The organism is Sphingomonas sp. M6A6_1c, assembly GCF_053345135.1.
Map to the genome: position 1 here is coordinate 81451 of NZ_JBKEZO010000007.1, position 24771 is coordinate 106221.

At 67.3% G+C, this 24771-nt stretch carries 24 protein-coding genes; 9 read left to right on the plus strand and 15 right to left on the minus strand.

Going from position 1 to position 24771, the window contains the following annotated elements; all coding sequences use genetic code 11:
• The first annotated feature begins 100 nt into the window (after positions 1-100).
• Positions 101-1573 (plus strand): DEAD/DEAH box helicase, encoded by a 1473-nt coding sequence (locus tag ACLBWH_RS15740; RefSeq protein WP_322850255.1) that lies wholly within the window; start codon positions 101-103, stop codon positions 1571-1573.
• Between the two features lie 250 nt (positions 1574-1823).
• On the opposite strand, the gene ACLBWH_RS15745 is transcribed toward ACLBWH_RS15740, so the two are convergent.
• The 5 genes from ACLBWH_RS15745 to ACLBWH_RS15765 form a co-directional block, all read right to left on the minus strand.
• A complete protein-coding gene (locus ACLBWH_RS15745) occupies positions 1824-2441 on the minus strand; it encodes a glutathione S-transferase family protein (RefSeq protein WP_322850256.1) in 618 nt (205 codons plus the stop codon).
• A 13-nt stretch (positions 2442-2454) separates the two neighbouring features.
• A complete protein-coding gene (locus tag ACLBWH_RS15750) occupies positions 2455-3306 on the minus strand; it encodes a dienelactone hydrolase family protein (protein ID WP_447799803.1) in 852 nt (283 codons plus the stop codon).
• Positions 3307-3520: 214 nt separating this feature from the next.
• Complete coding sequence (locus ACLBWH_RS15755) at positions 3521-4201, minus strand: DUF1013 domain-containing protein (RefSeq protein WP_322850258.1); 681 nt, start codon at positions 4199-4201, stop codon at positions 3521-3523.
• A gap of 134 nt (positions 4202-4335) precedes the next feature.
• Complete coding sequence (locus ACLBWH_RS15760) at positions 4336-6684, minus strand: membrane-bound PQQ-dependent dehydrogenase, glucose/quinate/shikimate family (protein ID WP_447799804.1); 2349 nt, start codon at positions 6682-6684, stop codon at positions 4336-4338.
• A gap of 644 nt (positions 6685-7328) precedes the next feature.
• On the minus strand, positions 7329-9197 hold the full coding sequence (locus ACLBWH_RS15765) for a M61 family metallopeptidase (RefSeq protein ID WP_447799805.1): 1869 nt from the start codon (positions 9195-9197) through the stop codon (positions 7329-7331).
• Between the two features lie 273 nt (positions 9198-9470).
• Here ACLBWH_RS15765 and ACLBWH_RS15770 point away from each other — a divergent pair, with 273 nt between their 5' ends.
• On the plus strand, positions 9471-11111 hold the full coding sequence (locus ACLBWH_RS15770) for a methyl-accepting chemotaxis protein (protein ID WP_447799806.1): 1641 nt from the start codon (positions 9471-9473) through the stop codon (positions 11109-11111).
• A gap of 40 nt (positions 11112-11151) precedes the next feature.
• Here ACLBWH_RS15770 and ACLBWH_RS15775 read toward each other — a convergent pair whose 3' ends face one another.
• Positions 11152-11544 (minus strand): hypothetical protein, encoded by a 393-nt coding sequence (locus tag ACLBWH_RS15775; protein WP_447799807.1) that lies wholly within the window; start codon positions 11542-11544, stop codon positions 11152-11154.
• A 135-nt stretch (positions 11545-11679) separates the two neighbouring features.
• Between ACLBWH_RS15775 and uvrA the strand changes: the two genes are divergently transcribed.
• The gene (uvrA, locus tag ACLBWH_RS15780) at positions 11680-14586 is read left to right on the plus strand and encodes an excinuclease ABC subunit UvrA (protein ID WP_322850264.1); all 2907 of its coding nucleotides are present in this window, start codon (positions 11680-11682) and stop codon (positions 14584-14586) included.
• 70 nt (positions 14587-14656) lie between these two features.
• Here uvrA and ACLBWH_RS15785 read toward each other — a convergent pair whose 3' ends face one another.
• Both ACLBWH_RS15785 and ACLBWH_RS15790 read right to left on the minus strand, forming a co-directional pair.
• Positions 14657-14935, minus strand: a complete 279-nt coding sequence (locus tag ACLBWH_RS15785; protein ID WP_447799808.1) for a hypothetical protein — start codon at positions 14933-14935, stop codon at positions 14657-14659.
• Positions 14936-15097: 162 nt separating this feature from the next.
• Positions 15098-15370 (minus strand): BrnA antitoxin family protein, encoded by a 273-nt coding sequence (locus ACLBWH_RS15790; protein ID WP_447800086.1) that lies wholly within the window; start codon positions 15368-15370, stop codon positions 15098-15100.
• Between the two features lie 48 nt (positions 15371-15418).
• Here ACLBWH_RS15790 and relB point away from each other — a divergent pair, with 48 nt between their 5' ends.
• Positions 15419-15595: a type II toxin-antitoxin system RelB family antitoxin gene (gene relB / locus ACLBWH_RS15795; protein ID WP_447799809.1), complete on the plus strand. Its 177-nt coding sequence runs from the start codon at positions 15419-15421 to the stop codon at positions 15593-15595.
• A complete protein-coding gene (locus ACLBWH_RS15800) occupies positions 15592-15870 on the plus strand; it encodes a type II toxin-antitoxin system RelE/ParE family toxin (protein ID WP_447799810.1) in 279 nt (92 codons plus the stop codon). Before relB ends, ACLBWH_RS15800 begins: the two co-directional genes overlap by 4 nt.
• On the opposite strand, the gene ACLBWH_RS15805 is transcribed toward ACLBWH_RS15800, so the two are convergent.
• Both ACLBWH_RS15805 and ACLBWH_RS15810 read right to left on the minus strand, forming a co-directional pair.
• A complete protein-coding gene (locus ACLBWH_RS15805; RefSeq protein ID WP_447799811.1) occupies positions 15867-16166 on the minus strand; it encodes a BrnA antitoxin family protein in 300 nt (99 codons plus the stop codon). The two genes, ACLBWH_RS15800 and ACLBWH_RS15805, sit on opposite strands and share 4 nt — an antisense overlap.
• On the minus strand, positions 16126-16398 hold the full coding sequence (locus ACLBWH_RS15810; protein WP_447799812.1) for a BrnT family toxin: 273 nt from the start codon (positions 16396-16398) through the stop codon (positions 16126-16128). The genes ACLBWH_RS15805 and ACLBWH_RS15810 overlap by 41 nt, the downstream gene beginning before the upstream one ends.
• 182 nt (positions 16399-16580) lie before the next feature.
• Here ACLBWH_RS15810 and ACLBWH_RS15815 point away from each other — a divergent pair, with 182 nt between their 5' ends.
• The 3 genes from ACLBWH_RS15815 to ACLBWH_RS15825 all read left to right on the plus strand — a co-directional run bounded on the left by ACLBWH_RS15815 (position 16581) and on the right by ACLBWH_RS15825 (position 19520).
• Positions 16581-17282 carry a hypothetical protein gene (locus ACLBWH_RS15815; RefSeq protein WP_447799813.1) on the plus strand — a complete coding sequence of 234 codons (702 nt, stop codon included), beginning with the start codon at positions 16581-16583 and terminating at the stop codon, positions 17280-17282.
• Between the two features lie 133 nt (positions 17283-17415).
• On the plus strand, positions 17416-18201 hold the full coding sequence (locus tag ACLBWH_RS15820; RefSeq protein ID WP_447799814.1) for a class II aldolase/adducin family protein: 786 nt from the start codon (positions 17416-17418) through the stop codon (positions 18199-18201).
• Positions 18202-18356: 155 nt separating this feature from the next.
• On the plus strand, positions 18357-19520 hold the full coding sequence (locus ACLBWH_RS15825) for an alpha-hydroxy-acid oxidizing protein (RefSeq protein WP_447799815.1): 1164 nt from the start codon (positions 18357-18359) through the stop codon (positions 19518-19520).
• A gap of 74 nt (positions 19521-19594) precedes the next feature.
• Here ACLBWH_RS15825 and ACLBWH_RS15830 read toward each other — a convergent pair whose 3' ends face one another.
• Both ACLBWH_RS15830 and ACLBWH_RS15835 read right to left on the minus strand, forming a co-directional pair.
• Positions 19595-20743, minus strand: a complete 1149-nt coding sequence (locus ACLBWH_RS15830) for a glutathionylspermidine synthase family protein (RefSeq protein ID WP_447799816.1) — start codon at positions 20741-20743, stop codon at positions 19595-19597.
• Entirely contained in the window at positions 20740-21123 is a 384-nt protein-coding gene (locus tag ACLBWH_RS15835; protein ID WP_447799817.1) for a hypothetical protein, read from the minus strand. Before ACLBWH_RS15835 ends, ACLBWH_RS15830 begins: the two co-directional genes overlap by 4 nt.
• 162 nt (positions 21124-21285) lie before the next feature.
• On the opposite strand from ACLBWH_RS15835, the gene ACLBWH_RS15840 reads away from it, so the two are divergent.
• A complete protein-coding gene (locus tag ACLBWH_RS15840) occupies positions 21286-21789 on the plus strand; it encodes a MucR family transcriptional regulator (RefSeq protein ID WP_447799818.1) in 504 nt (167 codons plus the stop codon).
• 75 nt (positions 21790-21864) lie between these two features.
• Here ACLBWH_RS15840 and ACLBWH_RS15845 read toward each other — a convergent pair whose 3' ends face one another.
• From ACLBWH_RS15845 to flgL, 3 genes are all read right to left on the minus strand, one after another.
• A complete protein-coding gene (locus ACLBWH_RS15845; RefSeq protein WP_447799819.1) occupies positions 21865-22770 on the minus strand; it encodes a flagellar motor protein MotB in 906 nt (301 codons plus the stop codon).
• 3 nt (positions 22771-22773) lie between these two features.
• A complete protein-coding gene (gene motA / locus ACLBWH_RS15850) occupies positions 22774-23637 on the minus strand; it encodes a flagellar motor stator protein MotA (RefSeq protein WP_322848616.1) in 864 nt (287 codons plus the stop codon).
• A gap of 228 nt (positions 23638-23865) precedes the next feature.
• A complete protein-coding gene (gene flgL, locus ACLBWH_RS15855; RefSeq protein WP_322848615.1) occupies positions 23866-24768 on the minus strand; it encodes a flagellar hook-associated protein FlgL in 903 nt (300 codons plus the stop codon).
• Positions 24769-24771: the final 3 nt, after the last annotated feature.

A 24771-nucleotide genomic window follows, 5' to 3' on the forward strand; every position in this document is an offset into this window, starting at 1 on the left:
AATTCTTGACTTTTGCGACCAAATCCGCAAGCGCCGGCGACAATGGTCTCGCACGCGCGCGAGGTCGTGCTTATCCGGACCTTTGCATGAGCCTTATGGCATGAGCTTCGCCGACCTCGGCCTCTCCGACGAACTGCTGAAGGCGGTCACCGACGCCGGCTATACCGAGCCGACGCCGATCCAGGCGTCGGCGATCCCGTCGGTGCTGATGATGCGCGACCTGATCGGCATCGCGCAGACGGGGACGGGCAAGACCGCCGCCTTCGTCCTGCCGATGATCGACATCCTGTCGCACGGCCGCAGCCGCGCGCGCATGCCGCGCTCGCTGATCCTCGAGCCGACGCGCGAACTCGCCGCGCAGGTCGCCGAGAATTTCGAGAAATACGGCGCCGGCACCAAGCTGTCGATGGCGCTGCTGATCGGCGGCGTGTCGATGGGCGACCAGATCAAGGCGCTCGAAAAGGGCGTCGACGTGCTGATCGCGACGCCGGGGCGCCTCATGGACCTGTTCGGCCGCGGCAACATCCTGCTCACCGGCTGTTCGATGCTGGTCATCGACGAGGCGGACCGGATGCTCGACATGGGGTTCATCCCCGACATCGAGGAAATCTGCACCAAGCTGCCGAAACAGCGCCAGACTTTGCTCTTCTCGGCGACGATGCCGGCGCCGATCAAGCGGCTCGCCGACAAGTTCCTCGACAATCCCAAGATGATCGAGGTGTCGCGCCCCGCCTCGACCAACCTCAACATCAAGCAGTTCCTCGTCCCCGTTTCCGGCAATGCGATGAAGAAGCGCGAGGGGCTGCGCCAGTTGCTCGGGCAGGACGAGGTGCGCAACGCGATCATCTTCTGCAACCGCAAGACGACGGTGCGTGAGCTCAACAAGAGCCTCAAGAAGCACGGCTTCAAGTCGGGCGAGATCCATGGCGACATGGAACAGGCGCAGCGTATCGCCGAGCTCGACCTGTTCAAGGACGGCAAGATCAATATCCTCGTCGCCTCCGACGTCGCCGCGCGCGGGCTCGACATCAAGGGCGTCAGCCACGTCTTCAACTTCGACGCGCCGTGGCATCCCGACGATTACGTCCACCGCATCGGCCGCACGGGGCGCGGCGGCGCGACCGGCATCGCCTATACGCTGATCACCAGCGAGGATGCCGAGAACATCCAAAATATCGAAAAGCTGACCGGCCAGAAGATCGACCGGCTCGATCTCGGCGCCGCGCCCGAGGCGGAGGCGCCCGCCGCCGCCGCCGCACCCGCCGGCGAGGAACCACGCCGCGGTCGCCGCGACCGCACGACGCGCGGCGAAGGCCGCCGCGACCGCCCCGCACGCGCGCCGGTGGTGGCGGAAGCCGCGCCCGAGCCTGTCGAGGCGCCCGCCGCCGTCGAAGAACCGCGCCGCCAGCCCCGTCAGGAGCGCCGCCCGGAACCGGAATTCGCTCCCCCGCCCCGCCGCGACATCCGCCCCGACGGCGGCCGTCGTCCGCGCCGCGACGAGCGCGACGACGGCCCCGACGACGGCTGGAACGGCCCGATCCCGGAGTTCCTGAAGGCTGTGATCGGGGGCTAGCTCTTAAGTCCTCCCTCGCTTCAGCGGGAGCGCAAGGTTGGATTGCCCCCGGCAATCCAAGATCATGCCGGGGGCATGATCGACCTTGCGCTGGGGACCGCCCGCGTCAGCGGGTGGTGGAGGGGGCGTCTCCGCATACGGCGCATTCACCGTATCCTCCCCCTCCGTCAGTGCTTCGCACTGCCACCTCCCCCTGGCGGGGGAGGAATAGAATGTCCTCGGCTCTTGAACGTGCGCTTTCGCGCCCCCCTCAAGCCGCCGCCGCGATCGCCGCGTCATCCAGCGCCGCCGCACGCCGATACCCCTCGCGCGCCGTCAACCGCGCGACATAGTCCTCGAACGCCCCGCGCTTCGGCAGCGAGCCGAACTGCTGCCCGAACATCACCTGCGATCCGACATAGACGTCCGCCGCGGTGAAGCGGTCGCCCGCGATGAAGTCGTGCGCCGCCACCGCCTGCTCCAGCACATCGACGACCCGATCGTAATCGCCATAGCCGACCATCCGCTGCTGCGCCTCGCTCGGCACCACGCCCAGCGAGCGGTTGGTCACCGCCGCCTCGATCGGACCCGCCGCGAAGAACAGCCAGCGATAATAGTCCGCCCGCTCCTCGTCGCGCGGCGCCAGCTCCGCCGCGGGGAACGCCTCGGCGCAATAGGCGCAGATCGCCGCGCATTCCGTAACGGTCCGGCCGCGGTGGACGATCGCCGGCACCTTCGCCATCGGGTTGATCGACAGATACGGCTCCTGCTTCATCGTCGAGGCGTAATCGAGCACGATCGTGTCATATTCGACCCCCGCCTCCTCGAGCATCCAGCGTGCGATCCGCCCGCGCGACCGCGGGTTGGTGTAGAAGGTCAGTTCGGCCATCACGCGGTTCCCGTCACAGGTTCTTGGCGAACAGGTCGAGCATCCGCGCCCAGGCGCGTTCGGCCTGCGGCGGATTGTAGACCTTGCTGTCGATCACGCACCAACCGTGCATCGCATCGGCATAGACCTCGATCTCCGCCGGCCGCTTCGCCGCGGCGAACGCCTCGCGCAATGCCACTTTGTCGTTGGGGCTGCGCGCATCGTCGTTGCTGGCGATCGCGATGAGATAGCCGCCCTTGAGATGCGGCACGAGTTTGTGCGGGCTGTCGGGGGCATCGCTCACCAGCCCCGCGCCGTGGAAGGACGCACCGGCATGCACCCGCGCCGGCAGCGCCGCCGCGGTGCGCAGCACCATCGGCCCGCCCATGCAATAACCCGCGCTGGCGATGCCGCGCTTGGTGTCGACCTCCTTCTGCAGGTCGAGGAAGGCGAGGAAGACCCTGGCGTCGCTGGTCGTCGCCGCCGCGGTCAGCGCGGCGCGCCACGGCATGATCCGGTCGCGTACCGCGGGCTGGTCGAACGATTCGCCGGCCGCGATGATCGGCGACTTGGCCGAGCGGTAGAATTGGTTGACGACGAGCACCGCATAGCCCGTCTGCGCGAGCCGGTCGGCCATTTTGCGGAACGCCGGCCGCAGCCCCATGATGTCGGGCCACATCAGCACCGCGGGATGCCGGCCCGCACTCGGCGCGGTGAAATAGGCGTCGCACTGCCCATCGGGCGTGGTGATGACGACGTCGCGCCCCGCGATCGGCTTGGCGTCGGCCGCGGTCGGCAGCACCAGCGTCGCGCCGACCGCCCCCGCCGCCAGCCCGAGCTGCCGCCGCGTCAGCGCGTTGTCCTCGACGGTGAGTTCGTCGCACATGCCTGCTCTCCCAATGCTTTAGGAGAAGCTAGCGCAGCGCGTGACGGGGCACCAGTGGGAAGCCATATTCCCTGCCACCACCCCACCGTCATGCCGGACCTGATCCGGCGTGACGCTTTTCGTCGGCGGGCTCATCGGACATCCGACAGCGGGACCCCGGCGCAAGGCCGGGTGACGAACTTCGACGGATGGACGGGAGCGCCCGCCCCCGGTTTCAGCGCTTGAACGGGTCCTGGAACAGCGCCGCCGCGGCCGAGGCCGGGTCTTGGTCCGCCACGTCGACGCCGCGCGCCGCCGCGTCGCGCTCGGCGCGCAGGCTGGCGATCAGCGCCTCGCGGTCGCCCTCCAGCCGGGTATCGGTCGGCGCGGCTTCGTTGCCCGACGCCTTCGACGCCTTGGCCACCGCCGCGTCGAGCTCGCGCTGCGTCGTCAGGCCGAGCGTCACCGGGTCCTTCGGCGTGATGTTGCCGATGTTCCAATGGCTGCGGTCGCGGATCGCGGCGATCGTCGTGCGGGTGGTGCCGATCAGGTTGCTGATCGCGCCGTCGGTGATCTCGGGATGGTTGCGGATGATCCAGGCGATGCCGTCGGGCTTGTCCTGCCGCTTCGACACCGGCGTGTAGCGCGGGCCCTTGGTGCGGCGGACCTGCTCGGGGCCCTTGATCATCTTGAGGCGATAGGCGGGATCGGCCTGGCCCTTGTCGATCTCGTCCTGCGTCAGCTCGTGCGCGCGCACCGGATCGCGGCCGGTCAGCTTGGAGGCGGCGGTGTCGTCGGCGATCGCCTGGATCTCGAGGATATGGAGGCCGCAGAAATCGGCGATCTGGTCGAACGACAGCGACGTATTGTCGACCATCCAGGACGCGGTCGCATGGGGCATAAGGGGCTGGGCCACGGGTGAACTCCGTCGGAACTTTTGGGTCGGAAACAAATAGGGCCGCCCCTTACCGGAGCGGCCACGCCATAACCCCCCGTGTACCCCGCACCGCTGCGAAGGGCAACCCGATCGTTCGGGCCGCCCCCCGCCCTCTATTTGGGCAAGGCGTATGCGATGACGTGATCGCCCAGCTTCGTGCCGAGCGAGCCATGCCCGCCCGCGACCACCACGACGAACTGCCGCCCGCTCGCCGCCGAGCGATACGACATCGGCGTCGCCTGCCCGCCGGCGGGCAGCCGCGCCCGCCACAGCACCTTGCCGGTCGCGGTGTCATAGGCACGCACGTAATCGTCGATCGCCGCCGCCATGAATGCGACACCGCCCGCGGTGGTGATCGGCCCGCCGAGCGAGGGCACGCCGAGCTTGAACGGCATAGGCAGGATCGTCTCGTCGCGGATCGTGCCGTTCTTATGCTCCCACACTTTCTTGCCGGTGGTGAGGTCGATCCCGGCGACATAGCCCCATGGCGGCTGCTGGCACGGCAGGCCGGCGAACGACAGGAACGGGTTCATGTCGACCGCGAACGGCGCGCCGGTGTTGGGGTTGTAGCCCGATTCATCCGATCCGCGCCGGTCTGATCCGCCCGCGGGCCCCTGCCCGGTGCCGGTGTCGTCGACGCGTGGCACCAGCCGGTCGACGAAGGCGACGTAATTGGGATGCGCGAAGATCACCTGGCGGATCGGATCGATCGACAGCCCGCCCCAGTCCATCACCCCGAAATTGCCCGGGAAGACCAGCGACCCGCGCAGCGACGGCGGCGTGAACGCGCCCTTGTAGTCGAGCGACTTGAAGCGGATGCGACACCATAATTGGTCGATCATCGTCATCCCCCACATGTCCTTCTCGCGCGCCGGGGCGGGCATCAGCGAGATCGCGGAGAGCGGCTGCGTCGGCGAGGTCCGGTCGCCCGGCGCCGCGCCGGCCGGCACCGGCGTCTCCGGCGCGGGGAAGACCGGCCGGCCGGTGCGCCGGTCGAGCACGAACAGATTGCCGGTCTTGGTCGACTGGACCAGCGCCGGCACCCGCCCGCGCCCCGGCAGGTCGAGGTCGACAAGCGCCGGCTGCGCGGGCACGTCCATGTCCCACAGATCGTGATGCACCGTCTGATAGACCCAGCGCGGCTTGCCGGTCGCGATGTCGAGCGCCAGCACCGAGGTGGCGAACCGCTCGGTCGTCGCCGGGCGACGCCCGCCCCATTGGTCGACCGCGCCCATCCCCATCGGCAGATAGACGAGCCCCAGCGCCTCGTCGGCGGCGGGCGTGCTCCAGCTGTTGGGCGACGACGGCGTATATTGCTTGCCCGCGCCCAAAGGTGCGGTGTCGTCGGGATTGCCCGGATCGAAATTCCACACGAGCTTGCCCGACACCGCGTCATAGCCCCGGATCACGCCAGAGGGCACCTTGGTGGCGATATTGTCGAACACCGCGCCGCCGGTGATCACCAGCCCGCGCGCGACGAGCGGCGCCGAGGTCACCTGATACCAGCCTTGGTTGTAATGCGGCTGGCCGGGCAGCAGGCTGACCGTGCCGCCCTGCCCGAAGCTGCGGCACAGCGCGCCCGTCTTCGGATCGAGCGCGATCAGCCGGCTGTCGTTGGTCGCGAGGAAGATCCGCTGCGGACAGTCCCCGACGCCGGCACCGACGCTGGCGCCCGCCCGCGCACCATCCCAATAGGACACGCCGCGACAGGTGAGATGCTGCATGTTCTTGGCCGAGGTGGCGATTTTGGGATCGAACCGCCAGCGCTCCTTGCCCGTCTCGGCGTCGACCGCGATCACCCAATTGTGCGGCGTGCACAGGAAGACGGTGTCGCCGACCTTGATCGGCGTCATCTCGTACGTCGTCTCGCCGGGATCGCCGTCGCGCTTCATGTCGCCGGTCCGCAACTGCCATGCGACCTTGAGATTGCCGACGTTGGCCGGAGTGAGCTGCGTCAGCGGCGAGAATTTGTCGCCATACCAGCTGCGCGCATAAGCCTGCCAATCGTCGTCGGGCACGCCGTGCAGATTGGCGGCGAGCGCCTTGCGCGGCCCCGGCAGCGTCCCGTCGAGATTGTGCACGTCGCGGGTCAGCGCCACCGCGCCGAACACCGCCGCGACGCCGAGCGCCGCCGCCAGCGGCCCCGCCGCGCGCAGCCAGTTGCTGCGCGGCACCAGCCGCTTCACCGTCCACGGCAGCACCAGCAACGCGCCGAAGATGAAGATCAGGTCGCCGCGCGGCACCAGCGGCCACCAGTCCGCGCCAATCTCCGCCCATGCCCAGATCACCGTGCCGATCACCAGCGCCGCGAACAGATGCAGCGCCGCCGCATGCCGCCGCCACAACAAGACGGCGGTCGCCAGCATCGCCAGCCCGGCGACGCCATAGAATAGGCTGCCGTGCAGCCCCGCCAGCCACACGCCCCCGGCCAGATTGATCGCCCCCACCGTGCCGATGATCACGGCAAGGATATGGGGCCACCGGGCGGGATGGCGGACATGGGTCATGCGGCAACTCCGGTTCGTTCCCGACAATACCGCCGTCCCGCAGCAATGTTCCGTTACAATAACGATTTCGCGCGGCGCGTTCGGGAGGCCCTCCACTAGGTGTTTGAAAGAAGGGAATTCGAGCGAAGACGCACATGCGGGCGGCGATGCCCTTTCGGAAAAAAACCGTCATCCCGGCGAAAGCCGGGTCCCATGGTTGCGGAACATCTCGTCGGCGCCGGATCGCCGGCGACCGCCCGGTCGAGCAGCCGCCGACATCGAAAGAGAATGATCCACGCGAAGCCGCGAAGACGCGAAGAAGAAGAGATCACGCGGAGGCACGGAGGCGCGGAGATAACCCGCCCGAGGCTCGCGCCCCTCCCACAAGCGCGCCCCTACTCACTCTTCGCGTCTTCGCGTCTTCGCGTGAACATATTTGCACGCAGAGGCGCAGAGGACGCAGAGATAGGGCGCGCAACAGCCGAACGGGCATCGCCCAAGTCGATTAAAAAGGTTCGCCTTCGGCGACGAAAACGACACCCCTCTGCGCCCTCTGCGCCCTCTGCGCCTCTGCGCGCAAACCCCTTCTTCTCTCCGCGCCTCCGCGCCTCCGCGTGATCCTATTTCCCGAGCCAACCCTCACGGAACGCGAGTTGCGCCGGCGTCACCGCCACCCCGGCGGTTTCGCCACGCACCACCTCGAACGACGGATCGACGCCCAGCCGCAACGAAGCCTCCCGCTCCACCCCACGCTGGCGGAAGCGCAAGGCGATCCGATCCCCCGGCTTATGCCCCGCGAGCACCGCCTGCGCCGCCGCCGCATCGCGCACCGGCGCCCCGTCGAGCGACAGGATCACGTCCCCCCGCTCCAGCCCCGCAGCATAAGCCGGCGCATCCGGCCGCGGCGCATCGCCGACCGCGACGACGCCATCCTCCGCGCCGACGAAGCTCACCCCCGCCCAGCCGCGCGTCGCATCGACGGGCCGCACCACCAGCCCCGCCTGCCGCAGCAACGGCGCATAATCGGGCAATCCGCTCGCATGCACGCTGCCGTCGAAGAACGCCTTGGCGAACGCAGGATCGCGCGTCACCTCGGCCAGCCCGCGCTCCAGATCGGCGGGCGTGTACTTCAGCTCGGTATCGCCGCGCGTCGTCCACAGATGCCGCATATAGGCATCCAGCGACAGCCCCGGATACCGCTGCCGCAACTGCAGATCGAGCGCCAGCGCCACCACCGCGCCATACGGATAATACGACACGAAGATGCTGGGATTGACCTGATCGATCGCCTTCGCGGCATCGACGAACGGCGCGCGCAGGCTCATCTCCTCCGGCCCGCCGTAGCGCCGCGCCGGGCTGTTGACGACGCCGCTCAGCGTGCCGCCCAGCCCGCGCAGGAAATCGTCGACGCTCATCTCGCCGGCGCGGCGGATCAGCAGCGGCCCGTAATATTGCGTGAACCCCTCCGCGAACCACAAGGACGGGGTCGGATTGGCGCGGGTGAAGTCGAACGGCTCCAGCTCCGCCGGCCGCAGCCGCTCGACGTTCCAGCTATGCACGAATTCGTGGCTCAACGTGTTGAGCTGCGCGAACTTCGCCTCGGCCAGCCCGCGCTTGTCGGTGATGATCGTCGAGTTGCGATGCTCCATGCCGTCGCCGGTGATCTGCGGCATGTAATCGGCGATGAACGTATAGGTGCCATAATCGTAGCGCGGCGCCCGCCCGAACAGCGCATAATGCTGCGCGATCACCCGCTTCACCTTGGCAGTATAGGTATCGAGATCGGCCTCGCTGCCGGCATGATGCACCGCCAGCCGCACGACATAGCTCTTGCCCAGCGCATCGGTAACCGGCCATTCGCGATAGCCGAAGTCGCTGATCTCGGTCGGGCTATCCATGAAATATTGCAGGTTGGGCGCCCAGAACGTGTCGGTGCCCCTGGCGGCGGGAAGCTGCGTCGCGATCCGCCATTTGGGATCGAACGGCCGGAAGCGCACGCGGATCGGCTGCGCGTCATAGCCCTCCGCCCACAGGAACGTCGCCGGCATGTTGAGGTGCGCGTGGCTGGCGTCGATCTGCGCATAGGTGCCGTCGCCCCAGTCGCCGAACAGCGTGTAGGTGACGACGACGGTGCCGTCGTGCCCGGCGACCGTCCAGCCATAGGGATCGCTGCGGATCACCTGCAACGGCCGGCCGGCGCCGTCCTTCGCCGTCACCGAATAGACGTTCTTGGCGAATTCGTGGATCGCATAGCGGCCCGGCGACGACCGCGCCATCCGCACCTTGAGCGGCCCCGCCGGCACCCGCGCGAAGGTCGCGGTCACCTGCGCCTCGTGATGCACCGCATTGGGAAAGGCGACGTCATACTGCACCCCCGCCCGCGCCCCCGGATCCTGCGCCTGCTGCGCGACGACCGCCTGCGCTGCGGTCTGCGCCTGCGCCGGCGCCGCCCCGATCGCGATCGCCAGCACCGCTGCGGCCCGTATCATCGATGTCATCCCTGCTTCCCCAATCCTGCCCGACCCATCCTGCCCGCGACGCGGCTGCGCATCTATAATCATGCCGCTCCGATCGGGTCCATCGTCCGGCGGGCGGGAAACTCTGTCCGGCGCGGTCCCGAATACCGCATCGATGAAGACGAAGGGCCGAAATCGCGATGATGCGGCCACCCCGATATTTGGCGGCCCGGCGATAATTGCTGCCCCGCGCCTCTATAATTGAGCGGGCGGAAACGTCGTTCCGCCAGCATCAAGGATAGACACTTGCCGCACCGTCGTTTCAACGTCCGCGTCATCGCGCCGCTCATCGGTGCGATCTTGTTGCTGTGGCTGCTGGCGGGCGTGACGTATCGCGACGATCGCGCGGTCGAGGTCGCCAATGTCGAGGCACTGGAAGCGCAGGAGCGGGTCCTCGCCGTATCCGAAGTCCGTTCGATCAGCCGGTCGCTGCAACGCGACGCGCTCAACCTCATCACCGAGAGCGATCCCGCCGAACGCGACGTCATCGTCAAGAAGTTCGACGAACGGACGCGGCGGATGCGCGAGATGCTGAGTCATCTCGAAGATGCCAAGACGGTCCACGCGCTGCCCGAAAACTATTTCCGCCTTTCCCACACCGTCATCGCCGCGCTCGGCGAGGTCGCCGCAAAGGCGAACGCCGGCGACCGCAAGGCGGCGCTGGACTATCTGCGCAAGGTCGTGCGCCCCGCCGAACGCGCCGCGTCGAAGGTGGCCGATGCGCAGATCGACGCGATGACCGACGAGGTCGCCGCATTGCGCCACACCGCCGCGGTGGCGCAGCGCGCGGCGAACCGCATGCTGCTCGTCGCCGTGATCTTCCTCAGCCTGCTCGCCGTCGCGGTCGGCGCGCTGACCGAGATGATCCGCCGCGAACAGGCCAGGCTGATCGTCCGCAACATCGGCAGTTCGCTGCACAAACTCGCGGGCGGCGATCTCACCACGCGTATCGAGGCCGCGCTGATCGGCGAATTCTCGAAGCTCAAGAGCGATTTCAATCACGCGGTCGACGCCTTGGGCAACGCGCTCGCCTCGGTGCGGATCAGCGCCAAGGACATCGCCGCCGGCGCGGAGGAATTGATGCAATCCTCCGGCAACCTCTCGGAACGGACCGAGCGGCAGGCGGCCAGCCTGGAAGAAACCGCCGGCGCCCTCCAGCAGCTCAGCGGCGCGCTCTCCGAATCCGCCAACAGCGCGGTCGAGGTGCGCCGCGTGGTCGGCGAGGCGCATCAGGATGCCGAACATTCCGGCGTCCTGCTCAAGGACGCCATCACCGCGATCGGCCGTCTCGAGCAGACGTCCAACGAGATCGCCGAAATCCTCCTCGTGATCGATCGCATCGCCTTCCAGACCAATCTGCTGGCGCTCAACGCCGGCGTCGAGGCGGCACGCGCCGGCGAGGCGGGCAAGGGCTTCGCGGTCGTCGCGCAGGAGGTGCGGGCGCTCGCCGGACGGTCGGCGGAGGCGGCGAGCGACGTCAAGAAGCGGATCGGCCGCTCGGCCGAGCAGATCGGGCTGGGCGTCCGGTCGGTCGGCCATGTCGAGGTCGCGCTCGGCCGGATGATCGACCGCGTCGGCAGCGTCGCGACGCTGACCGCGGGGATCGCGGAGAATGTCGAACAGCAGTCGCTGGCATTGCAACAGATCACCGCCGCGGTCGCCGAACTCGACAACGTCACCCAGCAGAATGCCGCGGTCGCCGAGGAAGAGACCGCCGCCGCGCGCAAGCTGGTCAGCGAAACGCAGATGATGACCGGGCAGATCGAACAATTCCGCTTCGCCGAATGGGAACCGGCCAACGACATGCACGCGGACAACGATCGGCCGGCGCGGGTGGTATGGCCGCAACGCGCCATGGTCACCGCCCTCAAGCAGCGGTTGTCCTAACCCCGATCCTTACCGGAAGCGTCGCGGCGGCGACGCCTCCCTACCCCTTCTTCCCCCCGAACAACCGCCCGAGCAGTGCCTCCGCCGCCTGGCCGACCGCCTCGGCGATCACCTGCGGATCGGGGTGCGTCTGCGTGCCCTGTGGCGGCTTGGGCGGCTCCGGCGTCTCGCCCGGCGTCGACGCCGCGGTGGGCGGCGTCGGCGGCGTCGGGGGCACCGGCCGGTCCGCGGCCGCCTCGCGCTTCGTCCGGCCCTTCGCCACCGCCGCGGTCGCCGCGGCCGCCGCCATCGTCAGCCCCGCCGCGAGCATCTCGCGCCCCTGCGGACTGTTCGCCCGCTCCAGCAACGCGCCGCCCGCCTCGCGCAGCTCCTTGGGCAATCGGATGCCGAGCACCTCCTTGGGGAGCTTCGCCTTCTTCGTCTTCTTGCCCATGCGCGGCCTCTCTCGTCTGTGTATCGCCGAGATAAGACACGCGATGCGCGTTTCAACGTGGTGCTGGCGAAGCCTCCCGCGCGTTCCTACTTCTCGCTCTAGCCTCCCGAACAGAACAGAAGTAGAACCCGCCACATGCTGACCAAAATCACCGTCCGCGGCGCGCGCGAGCACAACCTCAAGGACGTCGACGTCGACATCCCCCGCGATACGCTGACGGTGATCACCGGCCTGTCGGGTTCGGGCAAGTCGAGCCTCGCCTTCGACACCATCTATGCCGAGGGCCAGCGCCGTTACGTCGAGTCGCTCTCGGCCTATGCGCGCCAGTTCCTCGAACTGATGCAGAAGCCCGACGTCGATCATATCGAGGGCCTCAGCCCGGCGATCTCGATCGAGCAGAAGACGACCAGCCGCAACCCGCGCTCGACCGTGGCGACCGTCACCGAGATCTACGATTACATGCGCCTGCTGTGGGCGCGCGTCGGCGTTCCCTACAGCCCCGCGACCGGCGAGCCGATCGCCGCGCAGACCGTCAGCCAGATGGTCGACCGCGTCCTCGCATTGCCCGAGGGCACGCGCCTCTATCTGCTCGCCCCCGTCGTCCGCGGCCGCAAGGGCGAATATCGCAAGGAGCTGGCCGAATGGCAGAAGGCGGGCTTCACCCGCGTCCGCGTCGACGGCGAGATCCATGAGATCGACGAAGCGCCCGCGCTCGACAAGAAGTTCAAGCACGACATCGAGGTCGTCGTCGACCGCCTCGTCGTCGGCGGCGACATCGCCACCCGCCTCGCCGAGAGTTTCGAGACCGCGCTGAAGCTCGCCGACGGCCTTGCCTACGTCGATCCCGCCGATCCCGTCGAAGCGCATACGCCGAAATCGGAAGTGCTCGGCGACAACGCGCCCGCCGGCCGCATCGTCTTCTCGGAAAAGTTCGCCTGCCCGATCAGCGGCTTCACCATCGCCGAGATCGAGCCGCGGCTGTTCTCGTTCAACGCGCCGCAGGGCGCCTGCCCGGCCTGTGACGGCCTCGGCGAGAAACTGCTGTTCGACGAGGATCTCGTCGTCCCCAATCACGGGCTCAGCATCAAGAAGGGCGCGGTCGTCCCCTGGGCCAAGTCCAACCCGCCCAGCCCTTATTACATGCAGGTGCTCGGCAGCCTCGCGCGCGAATTCGACTTCAGCCTCGACACGCCCTGGGCCGATCTGCCCGAGGCGATCCACGCGCTGATCCTGCACGGCAGCAAGGGCAAGCCCGTCACGCTGACCTTCGTCGACGGCAAGAAGGCCTATGACGTCAAGAAGCCGTTCGAGGGCGTCGTCGGCAACCTCAACCGCCGCCTGCTCCAGACCGAGAGCGCGTGGATGCGCGAGGAATTGTCCAAATACCAGAGCTCGCGCCCGTGCGAGGTGTGCCACGGCGCGCGCCTCAAGCCGGAGGCGCTGGCGGTCAAGATCGCGATGCGCGACATCGCCTATGCCACGCATCTTTCGGTGGTCGACGCGCTCGCCTTCTTCACCGATCTGCCCAGCCATCTCGGCGACCAGCAGCGCGCGATCGCCGAGCGTATCCTGAAGGAGATCGTCGAGCGCCTGGGCTTCCTCAACAACGTCGGCCTCGACTATCTCAACCTCGATCGCACCAGCGGCACGCTGTCGGGCGGCGAGAGCCAGCGCATCCGCCTCGCCAGCCAGATCGGCAGCGGCCTGTCGGGCGTGCTCTACGTGCTCGACGAACCCTCGATCGGCCTGCACCAGCGCGACAACGACATGCTGCTCGCGACGCTGCGCCGCCTGCGCGACCTCGGCAACACCGTGCTGGTGGTCGAGCACGACGAGGACGCCATCCGCACCGCCGATTACGTCATCGACATGGGGCCGGGCGCCGGCGTCCACGGCGGCCAGATCGTCGCGCAGGGCACGCTCAAGCAGATCCTCAAGAGCAAGACGAGCATCACCGCCGACTATCTCAACGGCACCCGCCAGGTCCCCGTGCCGGCCAAGCGCCGCAAGGGCAACGGCAAGCAGCTCACCGTCCACAATGCGCGCGCCAACAACCTCACCGGCGTCACCGCGAGCATCCCGCTCGGCACCTTCACCTGCATCACCGGCGTGTCGGGCTCGGGCAAGTCGAGCTTCACGATCGACACGCTCTATGCCGCCGCGGCGCGCGCGCTCAACGGCGCGCGTATCCTCGCCGGCAAGCACGACAAGGTCAGCGGCCTCCAGCATCTCGACAAGGTGATCGACATCGATCAGTCGCCGATCGGCCGCACCCCGCGCTCGAACCCGGCGACGTACACGGGCAGCTTCACGCAGATTCGCGACTGGTTCGCCGGCCTGCCCGAGAGCCAGGCGCGCGGCTACAAGCCCGGCCGGTTCAGCTTCAACGTCAAGGGCGGCCGCTGCGAGGCGTGCCAGGGCGACGGCGTGCTCAAGATCGAGATGCACTTCCTCCCCGACGTCTACGTCACCTGCGACGTCTGCCACGGCGCGCGCTACAATCGCGAGACGCTGGAGGTGAAGTTCAAGGGCAAGAGCATCGCCGACGTGCTCGACATGACGGTCGAGGATGCCGCCGAATTCTTCAAGGCGGTGCCGCCGATCCGCGACAAGATGGAGATGCTGGTCGAGGTCGGCCTCGGCTACGTCAAGGTCGGCCAGCAGGCGACGACGCTGTCGGGCGGCGAGGCGCAGCGCGTCAAGCTCGCCAAGGAACTCGCCCGCCGCGCGACCGGCAACACTTTGTATATCCTCGACGAGCCGACCACCGGCCTGCATTTCGAGGACGTCCGCAAATTGCTCGAAGTGCTCCATGCCCTGGTCGAGCAGGGCAATACGGTGGTGGTGATCGAGCACAATCTCGACGTCATCAAGACCGCCGACTGGGTGGTCGATCTGGGTCCCGAAGGCGGCGTCAAGGGCGGCGAGATCGTCGCGGTCGGCACGCCCGAAGTGGTCGCGAAGGAACCGCGGAGCTTTACGGGGAAGTATTTGGCGCCGTTGTTGAAGCCGCGTGGCGGGGAGGCGGTGGCGGCGGAGTGATACCGCAGAAATTTATCAGAGCTGATACTGGAAGGGTGCACTGGTGCTAGCCGGCGCACCCTTTCAACGATTAGCTAGTAACTTCCAGATCGACGTCTTTGACGCAGGTTTGAGCCTTTGAATGATTGGTAGAAGTTCGCCAAGGTCCATCACGAACCGTGATGCCTTCCAGTTTCGCAACCTCCATACAGCGCCACCGTTGCTCGTCGCTCTGCGGCGGGTTGTTGTTCTCACCCGCGAACTGATACCCGAGGATCATTTCCTTACCACCCGACATACCGATCGTATGAACACAAATTTCTCGATGATAGCCGTTGTATGAGCAAATGACCTGTCGGCGTGCCAGCATGGCGGCACGAATGATGTTATAAGATTCGCTCTTAATTCACCTCTCCATTTTTCTAGTTTGAGGTGAATAACTTACACTCAAGCAGTAAGTGCGACAGATAGTCATACGTCTCAGAATGTCCTATTTTGGAACACGAAGACGCCTCTTCCTGTAATCCGCACCTCACATGAAAGCGCAGCGCGTCAACCCGGAATAATCGTTAAAGGCTTTTTCTGTTTCTCTCATGAAGACGCAGCTCGCCCCGGCCATCATGACTAACACGGCTCGACAACTTTGGTGCTTCGAGGCAGGCTTCTCTTTAACCCGCCTTAATAGGCAACGAATCGTCAGCCGAACCGAAAGCCCCGCCGCCTTGCGCAGCGCCGTATTCATTCGCCCCTGCCAGTCCTGCCCATCCACACAGAACCACTCGATCACATCAGGGTCGAGCCGCAGGCTTTATCCTCCCTTTTGTGGGCCACCACGATGCGCTACATTTCCCTGATGACGGCCCTCACCCCCATCGAGTCGGAATTCGCATCGACCGAAGAGGCTGCCGCCTACGACGCTTGGTTCCGCGCCAAGGTCGAAAAGGCGATGGCGTCCACCGCCCCCCGCATCCCGCACGATCAGGTGATGGCCGAGGCGCGCAGGATCATCGATCGGCACCGCGCGAAATGACGCTCGCCGTCGTCTGGACCGACGACGCGACTACCGACTTCCTCGAGATTCTCGATTACATCGCCGAACGCAACATCGCCGCTGCCGACCGGCTCGAGGCACTGATCCAGCACGCCGCCGACCGGCTGCCCGATCACCCCCACATCCACCGTCCCGGCCGCATCGCCGGCACGCGCGAGGCGATCGTCCACCCCAATTACATCCTAGTCTACCGCGTCGACGCGAACGCGATCGACATCCTCGCGGTGCTCCACGCCCGGCAGCACTATCCTTAAAGCCCCGCCGCCTTCCGCAGCGCTGCGTTCATCCGCCCCTGCCACCCCGGCCCATCGGCACGGAAGCGGTCGATCACATCCGGGTCGAGCCGCAACGTCACCTGCCGCTTGGCATGGTCGCGCAGCGGCGGACGGCCGCGCACGACGCCGTTCGGACCTAGATACCCCGTCGCCGGGCGAACGACCTCGCCACCCACGCGCAGTTCGGCGATCTCGAACATTTCCTCCGTCCACTCCGGCGCATCGTCGGCCGGATCAAGCGAGCTTGCGACGGAATTTGACTTGTTCTCGCTCATTGGCCTTTCTCATCGATATGACTCGACGGCCGCCTTCGGCCTCGGTCCAGATCACCACGACCATCCGCCCATCCAGCAGCCCGATCGTCGACCACCCCGGCTCCAGATAGGTGAACCGCCGATCCTCGAACTCGAACACCGGCCCGCGGAACACGCGAGCGGCATCGGCGAAATCGAGTCCTCGCTCGGCCAAAGTCGCCGCGCGCTTCTCGGGATCGAAGCTGATCTCCATATCCGCTCCTTAATGTAGTTACATAAACAGCCACGTCAACAGGCCGTGGACGCAAGGCACCGATTCGCCCCCACCCCCGCACAATGCCGCACCGCTGTTGGATCGCCACGGAGACAAACTGTCCTACACCCCCGCATCCGGCATAGGTCTTCCGTCCCTCTATCCGCGGCAAAGGGACGACGATGGCCAAGCAACCCCCACGGTCTAGGAAGGAAGAGAATGATCGCCGCCTCGCGCGCGAAGCGGCGTTGCGTGCGCGAACCGATCGGGTCGTCCTCGCGGGGATCGCCGCGATCGAACGGGGCGAGCATCCCGCCGCGGCGATGGCTGCGGCGGATGCCGAGACGAAGCCGGCGGCACCGGCGGCGGCGACACCCGATCTCACACCGCTGCTCGAACCCCGCAAGGCGCGCGCCGATGGCTGGACGGCGGCGATGCAGCGCGACTTCATTCGGGCGCTCGCCGAAACGGGGTGCGTCAGCCATGCGGCGAAGGCGGTCGGCGTGGCGCGCAACACCGCTTATGCCATGCGCCAACGCGCCACTTACGCGACCTTCGCGCTCGCCTGGGACGTCGCGATCCAGATGGGGCGCAAGCGGCTGCTCGATATCGCGATGGAGCGCGCGATCGAAGGGCAGGAGGTGGCCGTCTGGTATCGCGGCGAACAGGTCGGCACGCGCACGGTGCACAACGACCGGCTGCTCACCTTCCTCATCGCGCACACGCCGGCGCCGGCGCATCCGACGCTGACGCCCGACGAACTCGCCGCCATGTTCCCGCGGATGCTCGACGCGATCGACACGCTGCCGCCGCATCCGCTCGCGGTGCGCCTCGCCGCCGACGCCGCCGACGCTGCGCGGGCCGCGGACGAATATGACGAATAGTGAAACGATCGGGGCGGATCGTTTCCATTAAGGTGTCCAACTTGTCCATGTTGCCCCCCGCCCCCGCCCCTGTCCTGCCGCGGCGATCCATGGCATTCTCCTCGCAACGACATGAGATCGAGAGGATAATGCCATGGCCACCGCGCTCCAGCGTCCCGCCGCGTCCGGCGTTCGCGAATCCGTCAGCCCGGAGGAATGGGCGCTGCGCGTCGACCTCGCCGCCGCCTATCGGCTGGTCGCTCATTATGGCTGGGACGATCTGATCTTCACCCACCTCTCGGCGCGCGTGCCGGGGCCGGAGCATCATTTCCTCATCAACCCGTATAATATGATGTTCGAGGAGATCACCGCCTCGTCGCTGGTCAAGATCGACGTCGACGGCAATACGGTGTCGGACAGCCCGGCGCCGGTCAATCGCGCCGGCTTCGTCATCCATTCGGCGATCCATGCGGGTCGCGAGGATGCGGCGGCGGTGCTCCATCTCCACACGCCGCACGGCCAGGCGGTGTCGGCGATGGCGGAGGGGCTGCTGCCGCACACGCAGACCGCGATGATCGCCGGCCACGACGTCGCCTATCACGACTTCGAAGGCATCGCGACCGAGCTCGACGAGCGCGAGCGGCTGGTCGCCGACCTGGGGCCGCGGCACACGATGATCCTGCGCAACCACGGCACGCTCACCGTCGGCGCCAGCGTCGCCGAGGCGTTCCTGCGCATGTATTTCCTCGAACGCGCCTGCGAGGCGCAGATCCTGATGCTCAGCGCCGGCCGCGCCAATCTCAACAATCCCAACCAGGGTGTCGCCGAGAAGGTGGAGCAGCAATCGACCGGCCCCGGCATGGCGATGCTCGCCCGCGGCCTCGCCTGGCCCGCCTTGCTCCGCAAGCTCGACCGGATCGATCCGTCTTACCGGGAGTGACGATGGTTCGCGCGAAGACGCGAAGAGATCCCGAGCGGCGCAGCCTCTTGCATCGTGATGACGGCGGGACATCGCAGCACCCGCGACATCTTCGCGCCTTCGCGGCTTCGCGTGAATCCTGTTCTCCGCGCCGAGGCGCATCATCGAGGCGAGCCATGCCCCATTACGGCGACTATCAGAATGCGATCTACGGCGCCGGCCTCGCCGGGGTGTTGCCCAAGGTGCCGGTCGATTTCGCCACGCTCGAGGCGCGCGCGCTCGCCGCGCTGCCGCCGTCGGTGCGCGATTATGTCCAGGGCGGCTGCGGCGACGAACACACCCAGCGGACCAACGCCGCGGCATTCCGCCACTGGGGCATGACGCCGCGGATGATGGTCGATGCCGCGACGCGCGACCTGTCGGTGCGGCTGTTCGGCCTCACCCTCCCCAGCCCGGTGTTCATGGCGCCGATCGGCGTCACCGGCCTGTGCACGCCGGACGGCCACGGCGACCGCGCCGCCGCACGCGCCGCGGCGGACACGGGCGTGCCGCTGGTCGCCTCCACCCTGTCCAACGATCCGCTGGAAACGGTGGCGCGCGACTGCGGCGACACGCCCGGCCTCTTCCAGCTCTACACGCCCAAGGACCCCGACCTCGCCGCCAGCCTCGTCTCCCGCGCCGAAGCGGCGGGTTACAAGGCGATCGTCGTGACGCTCGACACCTGGGTCACCGGCTGGCGTCCGCGCGATCTCAACACCGGCAATTTCCCCCAACTCCGCGGCGCGGTGCTCGCCAATTATTTCAGCGACCCGGTCTTCCGCGCGCGGCTCGCCGCGCCACCCGAACAGGACCCCGCCGCCGCGATCCGCCAGTGGATGGGGGTGTTCGGCAAGGTCCTCACCTGGGCGGACATGCCGTGGCTGCGCTCGCTGACCAAATTGCCGCTGATCCTCAAGGGCATCTGCCACCCCGACGACGCACGCCGCGCGATCGATGCCGGCGCCGACGCCATCTATTGCTCGAATCACGGCGGCCGGCAGGCGAATGGCGGCATCGCCGCGATCGACCTGCTGCCCGACGTCGTCGCCGCGGCGGGCGCCACCCCGGTGCTGTTCGATTCGGGCATCCGTTCGGGCACCGACGTGGTCAAGGCATTGGCGCTCGGCGCCACCGCGGTCGGCATCGGCCGCCCCTATAGCTACGGTCTGGCGCTCGACGGCGCGGCGGGCTGCGCGCACGTCCTGCGCTGCATCCTCGCCGAGGCCGATCTGCTGATGGCGGTCAACGGCTGGCCGACGCTCGCCGCGGTCCGCGACGCCGGCGCGCGGCGGCTGGCATGACCTCTCCGTTCGCCCCGAGCCTGTCGATGGGCAGGTGGGCCTCATCCACCTCCGGGAAGCGCGGGACGAACGGGTCAGTCGACCACGATATGCGGCACGAAGCGCGCGGTGTTGCCGGTGATCAGCCCGTCCTCGCGGATGCCCATCCCGGCGGGCTCGCCGTCGACCACCCAGCTGCCGATCACCGGGAAGCAGCCCGGTGCCGGTTCGGGCAGGCGATAGATCGCCTGATAGACATAGCCCTCGTCGCCATAGTCCCCCGCCGCCTCGGCGACGATCCGCCCGCCGCGGCGGATCGAGACGTTGGCGCCCTCGCGCGCCAGCAACGGCTTGGCGACCGCATCGCCATCGGGGATGTCGAAGCCGGCGGCGAGCAGATTGGGATGCCCCGGAAACAGCTCCCACAGCACCGCCAGCACGCCCTTGTTGCTCCAGATCATCTTCCACACCGGCTCGATCCACAGCGTCCCGCCGCGCGCCAGATCCTCGACCAGCACGTCGGCGAACGCCTCGTTCGCCAGCCATTCCCACGGGTAGAGCTTGAACAGCGCCTCGATCGGCGCGGCCTCGTCGTCGACGAAGCAGCGGCGCTCCTCGTCCCAGCCGATCGTCTCGACCAGCATCGCCACCGTCTCGATCCCCGCCGCCGCCGCGGTGTCGCGCAGATAGGCGGTGGTGACGCCGTCCTCGCCCGCCTCGTCGGCGGCATGCGCGAAATGGACGCGCGGCGGCAGACAGGCGGCGAGGTCGCGCCATTTCGCCACCAGCCGTTCGTGCAGGCTGGTGAACTGGTCCGCGGCGGGGAAACACTCTTCCTTCCAATGCCACTGGATCACCGCCGCCTCGAGCAGCGCGGTCGGCGTGTCGCAGTTGAATTCGAACAGCTTGGGCGGCGACGCGCCGTCATAGCCGAGGTCGAAGCGGCCGAAGTTGAGCGCCGGCGGCTCGGCCTCCCAGGCGTCGCGGATCGGCTGGTGGAAGGCGCGCGGGATGCCGAACCGGTCGAGCAGGCGGGCGTCGGCGACGATCGCCTCGCCGACGGCGAGGAACAGGCGGTAGAGTTCGGCGGTCGCCGCCTCGATCTCGGCGATCTCAGCCGCAGAGAAGCGGTAATAGACCGATTCGTCCCAATAGGGCCGGCCGTCGGCGCTATGCCAGATCAGCCCGTCCGCCTCGACCTTCGCCTGCCAGTCGGCGCGCGGGGTCATCGTGGTGCGGATCACGACCGGCCGCTCCCGAAGCTGCGTGCCGAGGTGCCGAAGCCGCCGCGGCTGATCGCCCCGGCGCGCGTCACCTGCGTCGTCGCCGGAGCGAAGCGATACGCCCGGCCCGGCGCCCGCGCATACGATCCGCCGCCGACGCGCTCGCCGTATGGCGGGATCATCGCGTTGCGCGCGAGGAAGTACCAGAGGAACGGGCTGACCCCGCCGGCATGCGACTGGCGCGCGCACTGGCTGTCGGCGACGCGGTTGCCGCTGCGGTCGGTGCATACCGCGGTATCGGATTGCGCGACCCAGCCGTCGGCATCGTCGCGCGACTTGCCGCATCCCGCCGCCAGCAAGGCCGCCGCCAGCGCCGTCGTGAACTTCAGCTCGTGCCTCAACATGTCCTCCGTCCGGCCAATCTTGGCCGTTATTGGAGTATGACGCAGGAAATCGAATAGGGTGAGCGTCTTTTTACGGTGCAAAACGCTCATGACTGCGGATCATCCGCTTGACGGTTGCTTTCCCCGGCGTACGGCTGCCATTGGTCAAAGGAGCAAGCTATGACTGACGAAACTACCGATCTGAACGCCGTGGAACTAGCAACCGAGCTGACGATTGCTTGGCTCGGCAACCCCAACACCCGTACTTCCGCCGATGAGGTTCCGGCCTTTCTCGGAAAGATGCACGACACCGTCTCGGCACTGCTTGGCGCCAGCGGTGCGGCACCGGAAGCGCAGCCCGCCACTGAATATACCGCCGCGGTCTCGTCGCGGAAGTCGCTCGCATCGAAGGATCACATCATCTCGATGATCGACGGCAAGCCGTACAAGACCTTACGTCGTCATCTCGCGACGCACGGCATGACGCCGGCGGAATATCGCGAACGTTATGGCCTGAAGGCCGATTATCCGATGGTCGCCGAGAATTATTCGGAAAGCCGCCGCGCGATGGCCAAGAAGATCGGCCTCGGCCGCAAGCCCGGCGCGCGCAAGGCCGACAATGGCGTCGAGGGTGCCGCACCGGCGCGCCGTGGCCGCAAGCCAGCGGATGCCGTCGAGGCCTGATCCGCACCGCCGTCCGGCGAACGAGTGGCGCGCGACCGATCCGATCGGTCGCGCGCCGTTTCGCCCCGGGACCGGTTACTGCCCGAACGTTCCCTGGCGATAGAGCAAGGTGATCGCGACACGGCGATTGCGCGGGTCGCCGGGATCGCTGGTGATGATCGGCTCGCGGTCGGCGACGCCCTCGATCCGCTCGAACCGCGTCTCCGGGATGCCGCCGAGCGCCAGCCGCCGCCGCGTCGCCTCGGCCCGGCCGGAGGAGAGCATCCAATTGTTCATCGCGCGCGGGTCGCCATAAGGCACGCTGTCGGTATGGCCGCGGATCATGATCGTGTTGGGCGTCCCCGCGATCGTCCCGGCGATCATCCCGATCAGCTCGGACGCCTTGGAATCGAGCGCGGTGGTGCCGAGCGCGAACATCGAATAATCGGCATTGTCGACCAGATCGATGCGCAGCCCGTCCTGCGTCGGCACGAAGCGGATATGGTCGGCCATTTTGGCGAGGCGCGGCGAGGCCTTGATCTGCTTTTCGAGCTGGTTCTTGATCGCCTGGAACGCCTGCTTGTCCAATTGCATCGCGGCCGGGTTGCGCAGCGACCCCTTGTCGCCGGTGCCGCTCTTCTGCCCGCCCGACGTGCTCATCGGGATGCCGATCGACGCGATCGGCGCCGACGCCGCGCGCGGCCCGAGCTTGTTGTTGCTGAGGATCGATTCGCCGCCCAGCGGGCCGTTGCCGCCGAGCCCGGTCATCTTCTTGTCGAGCAGCGTCGGCGCGAAATAGTCGGCGATGCCCTTCCGCTGCTTTTCGGTCGTCGCACCGAGCAGCCAGAGCAGCAGGAAGAACGCCATCATCGCGGTCACGAAGTCGGCATAAGCGACCTTCCATGCGCCACCGTGGTGACCGGCGTGGCCACCTTCGATGATCTTCTTGACGATGATGATCTTGGGCGGCTGGTTGTTGCCATGCGGTGCGGCGCGGGCCATCGCTTACTTGCCCCGCAGGCCGTCGAAGACCTCGGCGAAGCCGGGCTGGTTCTTGTGCGCGATGCCCGACCGCGCCGCCTCGATCACCAGCGGCTGCGGATGGCCGTGGAGCGAGGCGATGATGATCTGCTTGACCACCATGTAGATCGCGGCATCCGCGTCGAGCACCTGCTTGAGCCGGCCGGCGAGCGGCGAGACGATGCCATAAGCGAGCAGCACGCCCATGAACGTGCCGACCAGCGCCGATCCGATCATCCCGCCGAGCACCGTCGGCGGCTTGTCGATCGAGCCCATCGTCTTCACGATGCCGAGCACCGCGGCGACGATGCCGAGCGCGGGCAGCGAATCGGCGAGGCTGTTGAGCGTCGTATGCGGCCCTTCGACCTCGTGGTGATGCGTCTTGATCGAATGATCCATCACCTCCTCGACCGCATGGACGTCGAGCGTGCCCGACGAGACGACGACGAGGCGCAGCGTATCGGCGATCAGATTGACCAGCGTATGGTCGGCGAGCAGCCGCGGATATTCGCTGAACACCGCCGACGACTTGGGGTCCTCGACATGCGGTTCGAGCGCGATCGGACCGTCCATGCGCAGCATCTTCATCAGCTTGCTGACGAGGAAGATGACGTCGAGATAATCCTGCTTCTTGTACTTCGGCCCCTTGAACACCTTGGCGAGGCCGCTGCCCACCGCCTTCAGCTCGGTGCCGGAATTGCCGATGATCAGCGCGCCGGCCGCGGCGCCGCCGATGATCAGCATCTCGTGCGGGATCGCCTCCATGACCGGCCCCAGCGCGCCGCCGGTGATGGCGAAGCCGCCGAACACCATGCCGAGAAGAACGACGAGACCGATGGCAGGAAACACTGTGGGAAACCCCCGTTGCGCCGGCCAGCCGGCAATCCGATACGACCGGATTAACCGCACTTCCTAGATAAGTGGTTACCGGCCGGGTGAGTTTGTTTGGTGGCCCGGACGCTTTCCCGAACCCTCGTCATCCCGGCGAACACCGGGCGCGCTGTTTCAAAGCCGCATAGCGGCGCAAGGACGCCGCGGATCGCGGCGCCCACCGGGAATGAAGCCCGCGCTTGCCGTCTACTTGATGTAGTCGAAGAGCGAGAGGCTCGACAGCTTGCTGAAGCTCGCCTGCGAGGCGGACAGCGCGGTCATCATCTGCTGGAGCTGGACGACCGCGTCCGTAATGTCGACCTGTTCGAGCTTGCCGCGCAATTCGCTGCGATCGGTGTTCGCGGTGACCAGCAATTGCTGTTGCAGATCGACGCGCGCGCCGCGCGCACCGACCGAAGCCGAGACGTCGGCGACCTGGTTGACCGCCTGCCCGATCTGGTCGAGCGAGCTGTTCACCGTCGTCGAGACGTCGCCGCCGGCATTGAGCGCGGTGGCGAGCTTGCTCAGCATCGCCAGCGTATTGTCGTTGCCGCCGGCGAGCGAGAAGATGCGCTTGGCGCTTTCGGTCGCCTGCACGGTCTGGCCGTCGGCGATCGGCACTTCCGATACCTGCACGTCGGGCGGGAAGGTGAACGTGCCGTCCTTGTTGTCGACCACCGCCAGACCGCCCGACGCCGAGCCGAACAGCGGCTGGCCGCGGACGTTCTTGGTATTGGCGAGGCCGACCAGCGACCCGACGATCGAGTTCAGCTCGGTGGCGATGATCTTGCGCGTCGCATCGGTCTGCGTGCCGTTCGCCGCCTGCGTCGCCAATTCGGTCGCGCGGGTGAGCTGGGTGCTGATCTGGGTAAGCACGCCATCGGCCTGATCGAGGAGCGAGCCGGCGAGCGTGATGTTGGTGCTGAACACCGCGGCATCGGCATCCTTGCGGTCGAATTCCGCGAGCTGCTGCGCCGCGGCGGGATCGTCCGACGGCTTGATGATCTTCTTGCCGGTCGAGATCTGCGTCTGCAACTCCGACGCACGCTCGTTCATCTTCGAGAAGCGGCTCGAAGCGTTGGCGTAGAAGAGGCTGGTGGAGATCTGCATGGC